We start from the raw sequence: 13,540 nt of genomic DNA, 5'->3' as shown, positions 1-13,540 counted from the left end.
GCACGGGGGTGACGTGCTGTGGCGACGCTCCGAAGGGACGAACCTTGCACATCAGAAGAGGCATCAGTCTGGCGCTGGCGGCGTTGACCGCCGGGCTGCTCACCGGCGCGGTTCCGGGCCAGGCCCAGGCCGCCGCCGCGCCGACCGCGACCCCGCTGCCGCTGAAGACGGTGGCCGACGTGGTGTCGGCCGGCGACCGGGTCTTCGTCAGCGGTGGCCGCTCGTCCACGGACGTCGTGGTGACCAGCGCGACCGGAGAGGTGGTCGGCACCCTGGCGGGCCTGCCCGGCCCCACCGACCTGCTGCTCAGCGCCGACCGGCGGACGCTCTACGTGGCGCTGCCCACCGCCAACGCCATCGCCGCCTTCGACACCGGCTCGCTCGTCGAGTCCGCCCGCTACGACACCGGCGCCGGCGAGTGCCCGTCGTCGCTGGCGTTGACTGGGCGCTACCTGTGGTTCGGCTACGGCTGCGACCAGTGGGGCGGCAACATCGGCCAGATCGACCTCGGCCGCCAACCGGCCCGGCTGACCACCCGGGTGGCCGAGCAGGACTTCCATGACTTTCCGCTGCTCGCCGCGGCCGGCCAGAACCGGTCGGTGCTGCTCGCCGGGCAGCCGGGGTTGAGCCCGGCGTCGGTGTACGCCTACGGCATCGGCACCGCGGGTGCGCTCACCACGCTGCGGACGAACGCCTGGTCGGTGGTGGGCAGCAACCTGCGGGACGTCGCCCTCGACCCGACCGGCACCACCCTCTACACCGCCGCCGGTGCGCCCTACGAGGTGCAGGCGTTCCCGTTCGCGGACATCACCACCCCGTCCGCGACGTTCCCCACCGGCGCGTACCCGAACGCGGTCGAGGTCTCCCGCGACGGCACCCGGATCGCCGGCGGGGCGGACGCCAGCTACGACCCGGACGTCTTCGTCTTCACCCCGGACGGCACCGAGCTGGCCCGTTTCGAGCTCGGTGACGAGCTCAGCTCCGGCGCGCTGGCCTGGTCCCCGAACGGTGCAAGGCTCTACGCGGTCGGCTACGACTGGACCGGCGTCACCCAGGCCACCCTGCACGTCCTGCCCGTCCCGGTCGGCTGACCGGCGCGCCGGGGCACAGGTCGGCGCTCGGGGGTCGACCGTTCGGTCCGGCCCCCACCCGGGTGCGCGGTTGCGTTCCAGCCCTCGGGACGGGGCGCTAGCCTCACCAGCATGAGTCACGGCTTCGAGACGCTCGCCATCCACGCCGGTCAGGATCCTGAGGCCCGCACCGGCGCGGTGATCCCACCGATCTACCAGACCAGCACGTACGCGCAGGACGCCGTCGGCGCGCCCCGCCTCGGCTACGAGTACAGCCGCTCGGGCAACCCGACCCGGGACGCGCTCCAGGAGTGCCTGGCGGCGCTGGAGGGCGGGCCGGTGGGGCTCGCCTTCGCCAGCGGCCTGGCGGCCGAGGACACCCTGCTGCGGGCCGTGTGCCAGCCCGGCGACCACGTGGTGATCCCGGACGACGCGTACGGCGGCACGTACCGGCTCTTCGCCCGGGTCGCCCAGCGGTGGGGCCTGGAGTTCACCCCGGCGAAGGTCTCCGACCCGGCCGCGGTCCGGGCGGCCGTGCAGCCGGGGCGCACGAAGATCGTCTGGGTGGAGACGCCGACCAACCCGCTGCTCGGCATCGCCGACATCGCCGCGCTGGCCGCCGTGGCGCACGACGCGGGCGCGCTGCTGGTGGTGGACAACACCTTCGCCTCGCCGTACCTGCAACAGCCGATCGCGCACGGCGCGGACGTGGTGGTGCACTCCACCACCAAGTACATCGGCGGGCACTCGGACGTGGTCGGTGGCGCGCTCGTCGTCGCCGACGCCGCGCTCGGTGAGGAGCTGCGCTACCACCAGAACGCGATGGGCGCGATCAACGGCCCGTTCGACGCCTGGCTCACCCTGCGCGGCATCAAGACCCTCGGGGTACGCATGGACCGGCACTGCGACAACGCCGAGCGGCTCGCCGGGTACCTGGAGGGGCACGCCAAGGTGGCGCAGGTGATCTACCCGGGGCTGCCGTCGCACCCAGGTCACGAGGTGGCCGCCAAGCAGATGCGCCGGTTCGGCGGGATGATCTCGTTCCGCGCCGCCGGCGGTGAGGAGCACGCGGTGGACATCTGCAACCGCGCCCGGCTCTTCGTGCTCGCCGAGTCGCTGGGCGGCGTGGAATCCCTGATCGAGCACCCGGGTCGGATGACACACGCAAGTGCTGCCGGCTCGCCGCTTGAAGTTCCCGGCGATCTCGTGCGACTGTCTGTCGGCATCGAGACGGTCGACGACCTACTCGCCGATCTGGAGCAGGCGTTGGGCTGACCGCTGGGGAGGATGGCCGTGCAGGACATCATGGCGACCTGGGTCGGGGCGACCGCCAAGCAGATCGCCCGGGGCGTACGCCGGGGCGACGTCTCGGCAACCCAGGTCGTCGCCGACCACCTTGAGTACATCTCCCGGGCCGACCGGGACCTGGCCGCCTTCCGCGCCGTTCGCGGCGGCGAGGCGATCACCGAGGCGGAGAAGGTCGACGAGCAGGAGGACCTGGCCAACCTGCCGCTGGCCGGGGTCCCGGTGGCGGTCAAGGAGAACACCCCCGTCGCCGGCCTGCCCACCTGGAACGGGTCGGCCGCCGCCCGCACCGACGTCGCGGAGGCCGACCACGAGGTGGTGCGCCGGCTGCGCGGCGCCGGCGCGGTGATCCTCGGCGTGACCCGGATGCCGGAGCTGGGGCTGTGGGCAGTCACCGACGACGACAGCGCGGTGACCCGTAACCCGTGGGACAGCACGCGTACCCCGGGCGGGTCCTCCGGTGGCGCCGCCGCGGCGGTCGCCGCCGGGCTGGTGCCGATCGCGCACGCCAACGACGGTCTCGGCTCGATCCGGATTCCCGCCGCCTGTTGCGGGCTGGTCGGGCTCAAGCCCGGTCGCGGCGTGGTGCCGTGCCAGCTCGGCGCGGACGACTGGTTCGGCCTCACCGAGCACGGCATGCTGACCAGCACTGTCGCCGACGCGGCCGTCGGCTTCTCGGTGCTCGCCGGCCGGCGTCCGGAGAAGCTGGTTCCGCCGCAACGCCTGCGGGTGGGCGTCTCGCTGCGCTCCCCGGTGCGGGGTGTCACACCTGACGCGCCCAACCGGGACGCGGTCGCCGCCGCCGGTCGGCTTCTCGCCGCCGCCGGGCACGACACGGTGCCCGCCGACCCGGTCTACCCCACCGCGCTCGGCCTGCAGGGCATCGCCACCTGGCTGGCCGCCGCCGCCAGCGACGTCCGCGCCTCCGGGGTGGACCGGCGCGGCCTGCAACGGCGTACCCGGCGGCACGTCACGTTGGGTGAGTGGGCGCAGCGCCGCGGCTACGTGCGGGAGGCGGACCGGGCCGGCTGGCGGCAACGGTCGGTCGACTTCTTCACCGACCACTCGGTCGACCTGCTGCTCACCCCGGCGCTGGCCACCGCGCCACCGGAGGCGGCACGCTGGTCGGGGCGGTCCTGGCGGGCGAACATGAGCGCCAACATCCGGTACGCCCCGTACGCCGCCCCGTGGAACATCGCCGGCCTGCCGGCGGTCGTGGTGCCGGTCGGCCGCCGCCCGGACGGCCTGCCGGTCGCCGTGCAACTGGTCGGTCCACCCGGCTCGGAGCTGCTGCTGCTCGGCGTGGCCGGGCAGTTCGAGATGGCCGCACCGTGGACGCGGCACGCCCCCGGCTACCCCCTGGTCGACGCGGGCTCACCGACCGGCGTCTGACCGTCGAGCCGGTGGCCCCGGTGTCGCCGCCGACGGCTCCGGCGGCGGGTGGCACGATCGGGGCATGACGGAACTGGTCGGTCTCGACGACGTGCGGGCCGCACGGGAGTTGCTCGCTGGCGTCACCCGCACCACCCCGCTGGAACCCTCCCGCCCGCTCAGCGCGGCACTGGGTGGGCCGACCTGGCTCAAGTGCGAGAACGTGCAACGGGCCGGCTCGTACAAGGTGCGGGGCGCGTACGTGCGGATCTCCCGGTTGTCGGCGGCCGAGCGGGAGCGCGGCGTGGTCGCGGCGAGCGCGGGCAACCACGCGCAGGGCGTGGCCCTCGCCGCTGGCCTGGTCGGCACGCACGCCACCGTCTTCATGCCGGTCAACGCCCCGCTGCCGAAGGTGGCCGCGACCAAGGGGTACGGCGCGCAGGTCGAGTTGGCCGGCAACACCGTCGACGAGTCGCTGGTCGCGGCGCACACCTACGCCGAGCGCACCGGGGCGGTGCTGATCCACCCGTTCGACCACCCCGACGTGATCGCCGGGCAGGGCACTGTGGCGCTGGAGATCCTGGAACAGTGCCCGGACGTCAAGACGATCATCACCGGGGTGGGTGGCGGCGGTCTGATCTCGGGCCTGGCGGTCGCCGCGAGAGCGCTGCGGCCGGACGTCCGGATCATCGGCGTCCAGGCGGCCGGCGCGGCGGCGTTCCCGCCCTCGTTGGTCGCCGGGGAGCCGGTCCGGCTGCCCGCCTTCGCCACCATCGCCGACGGCATCGCGGTCGGCCGGCCGGGGGATATCACCTTCAAGCACGTGCGCGAGCTGGTGGACGAGATCGTCACGGTCTCCGAGGAGGACATCTCCCGGGCCCTGCTGATGATGCTGGAGCGCGGCAAGCAGGTGGTCGAGCCGGCCGGCGCGGTGGGTGTCGCCGCGTTGCTGGCCGGCGTGGTCGAGGTGGAGACACCGGTGGTCGCGGTGCTCTCCGGGGGCAACATCGACCCGTTGCTGATGCTGCGGGTGATCGAGCACGGGTTGGCCGCCGCCGGCCGCTACCTGCGAGTGACAGTCCGCTGTTCGGACCGGCCGGGGCAACTCGCGTCGCTGCTCAGCCAGATCGCCGAGCACCGGGCGAACGTGGTGGACGTGGAGCACCAGCGGGCCAACCCGCACCTCGGCCTCGGCGAGGTGGAGGTGGCGCTGTCGGTGGAGACCCGCGGCGTGGAGCACTCGGACACGCTGATCAGCGCGTTGCGGGCCAGCGGCTACCAGGTGGTCTTCGCGGCCGAGGCGTGACACCGGAAGGTGCCACGCCTCGGGAAGCTGCGGTGGAGCGGGTGGTGCGACCGGCGACGGTCAGCCGGAGAACGGCTCGAAGCTGACCACTGTCACCTTGATGTCGGCCCCGCTCGGCGCCGTGTAGGTGCAGGTCTGCCCGGCGCGCCCGCCCAGGATCGCCTTGCCGAGCGCCGACTCGGGGCTGTAGACGGTCAGGTCGGTGGTGGCCGCGATCTCCCGGGAGCCGAGCAGGAAGGTCTCGGTGTCGTCGGTGTCGTCGTCGAAGTAGATCGTCACGACCATGCCGGGCGACACCGCGTCCGCCGTCGGCGCCTCGCCGACCTTCGCGGTGCGGAGCAGCTCCTGTAGGTAGCGGATGCGACCCTCGGCCTTGCCCTGCTCTTCCCGGGCGGCGTGGTAGCCGCCGTTCTCCCGCAGGTCGCCCTCCTCGCGCCGGGCGTTGATCTCGGCTGCGATCGCCGGACGGTTGGCGATGTGCTCGTCGAGCTCGGCCTGGAGGCGGTCGTACGCGTCCTGCGACAGCCAGGTGGCGGGCGCCTCGTTGCCAGTGGACACAGGCGTTCTCCTCAGTTGTGCGTGGCTGGCGAACAGGTGAACTACCAAGTTACCAGTGCGCTACGACACAGCGTGTCGGCCATCACCACAGGTGTCCGGATCCGCTACCCGTGGTAGGCGCCCGTCCGGCTCCGTCGTCGATGCTGTTCGGGCAGCTCAGGACGGTGCTTGGCAGCGCAGAACCTCGCCGATGAACGGCCGCGCGGTGGTGGCCAGGCGGTGCCGGGTGGTGACATGCCGGTCGCCGGGATCAGCGGTCACGGTGAGCTGTGCCCGGCCCACCTCGGCGCCCGAACGGTCCCGGGCCCGCAGCACGCAGACCGCCGATCCGCCCGGCGGCACGGTCACCCGGAAGTCGACAAGCACCTGCTTGTCCGTGATGTCGGTGTACGTGATCACCTGGGCGTCGTAGACCGGGTCGCCGTACTGGCGGTAGAGCCGGACCGAGATCACGGTCAGCGTCCCGAGCAGCAGGAGCAGCGCCACCGTGGCCGAGATCAGCCGGCGGCGACGTCCGCCCGGTGCCCGGCGCCGGCCGTAACGCCCGACCGGGAATACCGGTGCGCTCGGCGAAATTGTGGTGTGCGTCTCGGTCACCGGCGGGTATCTCCTGGCGTTGTTGTCGGCCTCATCGGCAAGAATGACAGAATCCCATCCTCCCACCCGGTCCAGCGGCAGGAATGGCAGGTCGTGCCTGCGCTGGTGGCCGGTGACCGAGTGTGGTGAGCAACGATCCCGGCAGGTCAGCCGGTCGAGCCCGGTCGGGTCCACCGTCCGGCACAGACGAGGAGCGCCGAAGTTGGCAGAGCAACTGCGTCTCATGGCCGTGCACGCGCACCCGGACGACGAGTCGAGCAAGGGTGCGGCGACGACGGCGAAGTATGTCGCACAGGGGGTGGACGTCCTGGTCGTGACGTGCACGGGCGGCGAGCGCGGGAGCGTGCTCAACCCGAAGCTCGACCGACCGGACGTGTGGGCCAACATCGCCGACATCCGCCGTGCCGAGATGGACGCCGCCCGGGCGATCCTCGGCGTCGACCAGGCCTGGCTCGGCTTCGTCGACTCGGGTCTGCCCGAGGGTGACCCGCTGCCGCCGTTGCCCGGAGGCTGCTTCGCCCTCCAGGACGTCGAGGTGGCCGCCGGCCCACTGGTCCGCCTGATGCGTGAGTTCCGTCCGCACGTGGTGACCACGTACGACGAAGAGGGCGGCTACCCGCACCCGGACCACATCATGTGCCACAAGGTGAGCGTGGCCGCGTTCGAGGCCGCCGGTGACCCGGAGCGCTACCCGGAGCTGGGCGCGCCGTGGCAGCCGTTGAAGCTCTACTACGACATCGGCTTCTCCAAGGCCAAGATCATGGCGTTGCACGAGGGCATGCTGGCCGCCGGCCTGGAGTCGCCGTACGAGGAGTGGCTCACCCGGTGGGAGGACCGGCCGGACAAGGGCCCGCGGATCACCACCCGGGTCGAGTGCGCCGAATACTTCCCGGTCCGCGACGACGCGCTGCGCGCGCACGCCACCCAGGTCGACCCGGACGGCTTCTGGTTCCACGTCCCGATGGAGCTGCAACAGCGGGCCTGGCCCACCGAGGATTTCCAGCTGGCCCGCTCGGTGGTCGACAGCCCGATGCCCGAGTCCGATCTCTTCGCGGGGGTACGGGAGACGGCCCACGCCCGCTGATTCCGGCGGAGCTACCCTGATTACCAACCGCACATCGGAGGAACGCCATGCTGACCGCTGCCCAGGTGCTCGCGGAGAACAACTTCGGAGACACCCGCACGGGTGGTCTGGCCGGCCCGATGGGTCTCTTCCTCATCCTGCTGTTGGCCACCGCGACCATCCTGCTGATCCGCAACATGAACTCTCGGCTGCGCCGCCTGCCCGATCGTTTCTCTCAGCAGGCGGGGCCGACCGACCCGAGCAGGGCCGACGCGTCAGTCGTCGATCCGACAGACGGGACGGGAGGGCGGGATTCATCCACGCCCGCTCCCAACGGGCACCAGCAGCAGCGGAACGGGTAGTCCGCGCGTGAATCACGCCGAACCGGTTGGTCGCCCCCTGTTGCGGCTACCCGGTTTGGCTTAGCCTTCCGCCGGGGGGACCAAAAGTTCCCGAGCCGTGTGCGGAAGGGGGCGCCGATGACCAGCACAGCACCGGCCGCCCGCCGCCAGGCCGGGCGGTCGGCTGACGGAGGAGGTCGATGACCTCCGGTCTGCCCGGCGACCCGTTCGATCGCCTCGGCGTGCGCGGCACACCGGGCCGGCTGCTGGTGCTCACCGCCGCCGTCACGCTGACCGCGGTGATCGCCGCCGCGGTCGGCCTGAGCATCCCCGTCCGGTTGCCAGCCGACGACCCCCTCGGCGGTCCGGCCCGCTTCGGCATCGCGGTCGCCGTGCTCGCGCTCGCCCAGCTCGCCCGGCTGCGGTTCCGCTCGGCCGCCGGCATGGTGAGCATCACCTGGGGCGAGGCGGCGCTGATCGTCTGCCTCTATCTGACCCCGGCCGGTTGGCTGCCGTCCGCCACGCTGCTCGGCACCGGGCTGGCCTGGACGCTGCTGTCAGTGCACAACGACCGCCGCCCGGCTCTGGAGATCGTCCGGATCGCCGCGTCACTGGCCGCCGCGACGGCGCTGGCCGTCTCCGTGACCACAGCGCTCGGGCGTCCGTTCCTCTCCCCGCCCACCCCCATCCTGGCGCTGGCCGTGATCGCCGGGTCGATCACCTACCTCCTGGTCACCGCCTGGCTGGGTGGGGTGACGCTGGGCCTGCGGCACGGGCTGCCGATCGGGCCGACGCTGCTCGCCGCGCTGCGCGGCAAACTGCTGATGTTCGTCGGCAACGTGGCGGTCGGTCTCGTGGTGGTCGCCCTGTTGGAGCTCGATCCGCGCTGGCTGCTGTTGCTGCCCCCGCTGCTCTGGCTGCTCCAGCAGACCTACCGGTACCGGCTCCGCGCCGACCAGGAGCGCCGCACCTGGCGGGCCTTCGCCGAGGCCACCGCGGCCCTCAACCAGCTCGACGAGCGGGGGGTGGCCAGCGCGGCGGTCACCGGGGCGCTGGCGCTGTTCAACGCCGAACTGGTGGACGTCGAGGTGGCCCGTGCCGACGGTCGGTGGCACCGGTACCGGGGCGACGCCAGCGGTCAACTGGTCGACCGGACGGCGGGCCCACCGGACCAGACGGAGCCGGACGAGCACGAGCTGAGCCGCCCGCTGTCGGTCGGCGCGGCACCGGTCGGTCGGCTGCGCGTCCGGTTCCCCCGCTCGGCACCGCCCACCGCCCGGGAACGCGACGCGGTGGCCGCGTTCGGCGACGCGCTCGCCGCCGCGCTGCACGACGCCGCGACCCATCGCGAGCTGCGCATGGTGACCGCTCGTTCGTCGTACGAGGCGGTGCACGACCCGCTCACCGGGCTGGCCAACCGGGCGGCGATGCTGAGCAAGGGCGATCAGTCGCTGCGGCAGCTCGCCCACGACCACCCGGTGGCCCTGCTGCTGCTGGACATCAACCAGTTCAAAGAGGTCAACGACACCCTCGGCCACGCCGCCGGTGACCAGCTGCTGCGGCTCACCTCGAACCGGCTCAACGCGCTGGTCCGCCCCGGCGACCTACTCGGCCGGCTGGGTGGCGACGAGTTCGCCCTGCTGCTCACGGCGGTGCCCGTGCTCGGCGACCGGGCCGCCCCGATGGCTCACGCGCTGCGCCAGGCCCGCGAGATCGCCGAGCGACTGGCCGCGCCGACCGAGGTGGCCGGCGTGCGGATGTCGATCGAGGTCTCGGTCGGGGTGGTGGTGGCCAACGCGGGCACCGCCGACCTGACCGAGCTGCTGCGCCGCGCCGACATCGCCATGTACCAGGCCAAGGAGGGCGGCGGCAACGTCGCCGCGTACGACGGCAGCCGGGACGCGGCCAACACGGATCAACTCGCCCTGCTGGCCGAGTTGCGCGAGGCCTTGAAGGTCGACGACCAGCTGGTGCTGGCGTTGCAACCGGCGGTCGACCTGGCCACCGGCGCGCCAACCGGGGTGGAGGCGTTGATCCGCTGGCAGCATCCCCGGCGCGGGTGGCTGAACCCGGCCGACTTCATCCGGCCGGTGGAGAACAGCGAGCAGCTCGGCACCTTCACCCGCTATGTGCTGAACAAGGCGCTCGGTGTGGCCGCCGACTGGGCCCGCGAGGGGCTGGACGTCCCGATCTCGGTCAACCTGTCGGCGCGTAGCCTGCTCGACCCCCGGCTGCCGGCGGAGATCGCCGACGCGCTGCGCCGCCACCAGGTGCCGCCACACCGGCTGGTTCTCGAGATCACCGAGACGGTGGTGATGAGTGAGCTGGAGGTCATCGACGAGGTGCTGGCCACCCTCCGGTCGATGGGCGTGCAGCTCGCGGTCGACGACTTCGGCACCGGCTTCTCCTCGCTGACCTTCCTCACCCGGATCGCGGTCGACGAGTTGAAGGTCGACCGTTCCTTCGTGATCCGGATGGCCGACTCGCCGGAGGCCGCGGCGATCGTACGGACGACCGTCGGCCTCGCGCACGAGCTGGGGCTCCGGGTGGTCGCCGAAGGGGTGGAGACCGCCGAGCAGCGGTCGGCCCTGGCCGAGCTGGGCTGCACCTCCGCGCAGGGCTACCACTTCTTCAAGCCGATGCCGGCGGACAAGATCGGCGCGGTGCTGGGGTCGCTGCGTGACTCCGCCGAGTCGAACGTGTTCCGGCTGCGCGCCGACGGCGCCTCCTGAACCCCCGGCGTGACCCCGCTGGTCGGTCTCGGACGGGGCCGCCAACCGCCTGTCAAACCCCTACAGTCGATCGAGTCATGTGGATCAGCTGATCTGCTACGCATCCTCGTTCGAAGGGACATCATGCGACTCCCCGGTAAACGTCAGATCCTCGCCGCGGCACTCGCGCTGACCGTCACGACGATCGGCACGCTGGCCTTCGCCGCACCCGCACCGGCCAAGCGCCCGAGTCCGCCTCGCTGGCGGTCAGCGGCGACCCGGACGACCCGATCAGCCAGGGCGCGGCAGTGGCGTTCTCCACCGCCTCCGGCGACGGCTTCAACGTCTGGGGTTCGGCGAACCATCTCACCGTGCAGGTCTTCGACCCACCTGCCGGTCCGTGGACGATCGACCTGAGCGCGCCGGTCAACCAGCCGTTGGCCGTGGGCACCTATACCGGTGCCACCGAGAACACCTACGAAAGTCCACTTCCGGGCATCGCCCTGAGCGGTAACGACCGGATCTGTCCGTCCGGGCAGACCGGCTCGTTCACCGTCACCGACATCTCCTGGGGTCCGTACGGCTACCTGGAGCGCTTCGACGCCACATTCGAGCAGCGCTGCAACTACAGCACCGGCACGGCCCGGGGTGAGGTGCACGTCGCCAACCCGCCGGCACCGCCGGTGCTGGCCGTCGGAGTCGAGGTGGCGACGTCGGGCACGATCGACACCCGGACCGACGAGGTGACGGTGCACGGCACGGTCACCTGCACCGCACCGGCCACCGTGTACGTCGAGGGTGACGTCGCCCAGACGTGGCACGGTCAGAACGCCGAGGGCATCGTCCGGGCGGAGGTGGCGTGCACTCCTGGCGGCCCGGTCGGGTGGACGTCCAGCTCGCCGTCGTTCACCTCGGTCCCGTTCCGGCGGGGCACCGTGACGGTGTCCGCCAACGCCACCTCCTACGACACGACGTACGACGTCTTTGTCAGTGACGCGGACACCGCCGCGGTCCGACTGGGGAGGGGTTGACGGGCTCCGGGCCCGGGCGTGCTGGCCCGGGCCGGCTGCCCTCGGCCGGGTAGCGGACCGTCGGCAGTCCGGGTGGAGCCCGCGCGGTCCGCGCCCCGGCTGGCTATGGTCGTCGGGTGAACCGACTCGCCGACGCCACCAGTCCGTACCTCCTCCAGCACGCCGACAACCCGGTGGACTGGTGGCAGTGGTCCGACGAGGCGTTCGCCGAGGCCAAGCGTCGGGACGTGCCGGTGCTCATCTCGGTTGGCTACGCGGCCTGCCACTGGTGCCACGTGATGGCGCACGAGTCGTTCGAGAACGAGCAGGTCGGCGCCCTGCTGAACGACAACTTCGTGTCGATCAAGGTGGATCGTGAGGAGCGCCCGGACGTGGACGCGGTCTACATGACCGCGACGCAGGCGATGACCGGCCAGGGTGGTTGGCCGATGACCGTCTTCGCCACGCCGGACGGCACCCCGTTCTTCTGCGGCACCTACTTCCCACGGACCAACTTCGTCCAGTTGCTCCAGTCGGTCGCCACCGCCTGGCGGGAGCAGCGCGAGGCGGTGCTGCGCCAGGGTGCCACGGTGGTCGAGGCGATCGGCGGGGCCCAGGCCGTCGGCGGCCGCACCGCCCCGCTGGACGCGGCGCTGCTCGACGCCGCGGCCGCCCGACTGGCCGACGAGTACGACGCGACGAACGCCGGCTTCGGCGGCGCCCCGAAGTTCCCGCCGCACATGAACCTGCTCTTCCTGCTGCGCCACCACCAGCGCACCGGCGACGCGGGCAGCCTGGAGATCACCCGGCACACCGCCGAGGCGATGGCCCGGGGCGGCATCTACGACCAGCTCGCCGGCGGCTTCGCCAGGTATTCGGTGGACGAGCACTGGACGGTGCCGCACTTCGAGAAGATGCTCTACGACAACGCGCTGCTGCTGCGGTTCTACACCCAGCTGTGGCGGCTCACCGGCGACCGGCTGGCCCGCCGGGTGGCGCGGGACACCGCCCGGTTCCTCGCCGACGAGCTGCATCTGCCGGGGCAGGGGTTCGCCTCCGCGCTGGACGCCGACACCGAGGGCGTCGAGGGGCTCACCTACGCCTGGACCCCCGCCCAACTGGTCGAGGTGCTGGGCGAGGAGGACGGTCGGTTCGCCGCCGACCTGTTCACAGTGACCCAGCAGGGGAGCTTCGAGCACGGGATGAGCGTGCTCCGGCTCGCCCGGGACGTGGACGACGCCGCGCCCGAGGTCCGCGCCCGCTGGCAGCAGGTGGTGGGCCGGCTGCTCGCCGCCCGGGACACCCGCCCGCAGCCGGCCCGCGACGACAAGGTGGTGGCCGCCTGGAACGGCTTGGCGATCACCGCCATCGCCGAGTTCCAGCAGGTCGCCGCCGGGTACGCGGCGCCGCAGGACGAGGACGCCAACCTGATGGACGGCGTGACCATCGTCGCCGACGGGGCGATGCGCCAGGCGGCCGAGCACCTGGCCACCGTGCACCTGGTGGACGGCCGGCTGCGTCGGGTCTCCCGGGACGGCCGGGTCGGGGAGCCGGCCGGGGTCCTGGAGGACTACGGCTGCGTGGCCGAGGCCTTCTGCGCGCTGCACCAGCTCACCGGCGAGGGGCGCTGGCTCACCCTGGCCGGCGAGCTGCTGGACACCGCTCTGGAGCGCTTCGCCGCGCCCGGTGGCGCCTTCTACGACACCGCCGACGACGCGGAGCGGTTGGTCGCCCGCCCGGCCGACCCGACCGACAACGCCACCCCGTCCGGCCGGTCCGCGTTGGTCGCCGGGTTGGTGGCGTACGCGGCATTGACCGGGGAGACCCGCTACCGGGAGGCCGCCGAGAAGGCGCTCGGCACTGTCGCGCCGATCGTCGGGCAGCACCCCCGGTTCACCGGGTACGCGGCAATGGTCGGTGAGGCGTTGCTCTCCGGGCCGTACGAGATCGCGGTGGTGACCGACGACCCGGCGGGCGACCCCCTGGTGGCCGCGGCCCACCGGCACGCCCCACCCGGGGCGGTGGTCGTCGCCGGCGCCCGGACCAGCCCGGTGTGCCGCTGCTCGCCGGTCGACCGCTGGTCGACGGCCGCCCCGCCGCGTACGTCTGCCGGGGTTTCGTCTGCCAACGGCCGGTCACCTCGGTCGAGGAACTGGTCGCCGAGCTCGGTTGAGCGCGCACGGTCGGTAGCCGCTGGGCCACCGCATC

The 13,540-nt window shown here is 72.6% G+C and carries 10 protein-coding genes and 1 pseudogene; 9 read left to right on the top strand and 2 right to left on the bottom strand.

Annotation, left to right across the window (positions count from 1 at the left end; all coding sequences use genetic code 11):
* Nucleotides 1–44 precede the first annotated feature (44 nt).
* From JM949_RS04395 to ilvA, 4 genes are all read left to right on the top strand, one after another.
* Nucleotides 45–1,091, top strand: coding sequence for a YncE family protein (locus JM949_RS04395; protein WP_203147155.1), 1,047 nt, complete (start codon nt 45–47; stop codon nt 1,089–1,091).
* Between the two features lie 111 nt (nt 1,092–1,202).
* A complete protein-coding gene (locus JM949_RS04390) occupies nt 1,203–2,345 on the top strand; it encodes a cystathionine gamma-synthase (RefSeq protein WP_203147154.1) in 1,143 nt (380 codons plus the stop codon).
* A gap of 12 nt (nt 2,346–2,357) precedes the next feature.
* Complete coding sequence (locus JM949_RS04385) at nt 2,358–3,767, top strand: amidase (protein ID WP_203147153.1); 1,410 nt, start codon at nt 2,358–2,360, stop codon at nt 3,765–3,767.
* 64 nt (nt 3,768–3,831) lie between these two features.
* Nucleotides 3,832–5,052 carry a threonine ammonia-lyase gene (ilvA, locus tag JM949_RS04380; RefSeq protein WP_203147152.1) on the top strand — a complete coding sequence of 407 codons (1,221 nt, stop codon included), beginning with the start codon at nt 3,832–3,834 and terminating at the stop codon, nt 5,050–5,052.
* Nucleotides 5,053–5,112: 60 nt separating this feature from the next.
* On the opposite strand, the gene greA is transcribed toward ilvA, so the two are convergent.
* Nucleotides 5,113–5,610 (bottom strand): transcription elongation factor GreA, encoded by a 498-nt coding sequence (gene greA, locus JM949_RS04375; protein WP_151490837.1) that lies wholly within the window; start codon nt 5,608–5,610, stop codon nt 5,113–5,115.
* Between the two features lie 156 nt (nt 5,611–5,766).
* A complete protein-coding gene (locus JM949_RS04370; protein ID WP_203147151.1) occupies nt 5,767–6,207 on the bottom strand; it encodes a DUF4307 domain-containing protein in 441 nt (146 codons plus the stop codon).
* 202 nt (nt 6,208–6,409) lie between these two features.
* Here JM949_RS04370 and mca point away from each other — a divergent pair, with 202 nt between their 5' ends.
* The 5 genes and pseudogenes from mca (at nt 6,410) to JM949_RS04345 (ending at nt 13,505) form a co-directional block, all read left to right on the top strand.
* The gene (mca, locus tag JM949_RS04365; RefSeq protein WP_203147150.1) at nt 6,410–7,291 is read left to right on the top strand and encodes a mycothiol conjugate amidase Mca; all 882 of its coding nucleotides are present in this window, start codon (nt 6,410–6,412) and stop codon (nt 7,289–7,291) included.
* Nucleotides 7,292–7,338: 47 nt separating this feature from the next.
* The gene (locus JM949_RS04360) at nt 7,339–7,632 is read left to right on the top strand and encodes a hypothetical protein (RefSeq protein WP_203147149.1); all 294 of its coding nucleotides are present in this window, start codon (nt 7,339–7,341) and stop codon (nt 7,630–7,632) included.
* Nucleotides 7,633–7,811: 179 nt separating this feature from the next.
* Entirely contained in the window at nt 7,812–10,343 is a 2,532-nt protein-coding gene (locus tag JM949_RS04355; RefSeq protein ID WP_238432573.1) for a putative bifunctional diguanylate cyclase/phosphodiesterase, read from the top strand.
* A gap of 287 nt (nt 10,344–10,630) precedes the next feature.
* The gene (locus JM949_RS04350) at nt 10,631–11,353 is read left to right on the top strand and encodes a hypothetical protein (RefSeq protein WP_203147148.1); all 723 of its coding nucleotides are present in this window, start codon (nt 10,631–10,633) and stop codon (nt 11,351–11,353) included.
* Nucleotides 11,354–11,469: 116 nt separating this feature from the next.
* A pseudogene (locus JM949_RS04345) lies at nt 11,470–13,505 on the top strand (thioredoxin domain-containing protein).
* Nucleotides 13,506–13,540 lie beyond the last annotated feature (35 nt).

It is taken from the genome of Micromonospora tarensis, from assembly GCF_016803395.1.
GTDB lineage: Bacteria > Actinomycetota > Actinomycetes > Mycobacteriales > Micromonosporaceae > Micromonospora > Micromonospora tarensis.
The sequence above is the reverse complement of the archived record's forward strand: the minus strand, read 5'-3'. Positions and strand labels throughout refer to the sequence as shown.

Bases quoted from the DNA above. Each gene is read 5' to 3' on its own strand.
- ilvA (WP_203147152.1), top strand. From the start codon at position 3,832: ATGACGGAACTGGTCGGTCTCGACGACGTGCGGGCCGCACGGGAGTTG.
- JM949_RS04390 (WP_203147154.1), top strand. From the start codon at position 1,203: ATGAGTCACGGCTTCGAGACGCTCGCCATCCACGCCGGTCAGGATCCT.
- JM949_RS04385 (WP_203147153.1), top strand. From the start codon at position 2,358: ATGGCCGTGCAGGACATCATGGCGACCTGGGTCGGGGCGACCGCCAAG.
- JM949_RS04360 (WP_203147149.1), top strand. From the start codon at position 7,339: ATGCTGACCGCTGCCCAGGTGCTCGCGGAGAACAACTTCGGAGACACC.
- JM949_RS04355 (WP_238432573.1), top strand. From the start codon at position 7,812: ATGACCTCCGGTCTGCCCGGCGACCCGTTCGATCGCCTCGGCGTGCGC.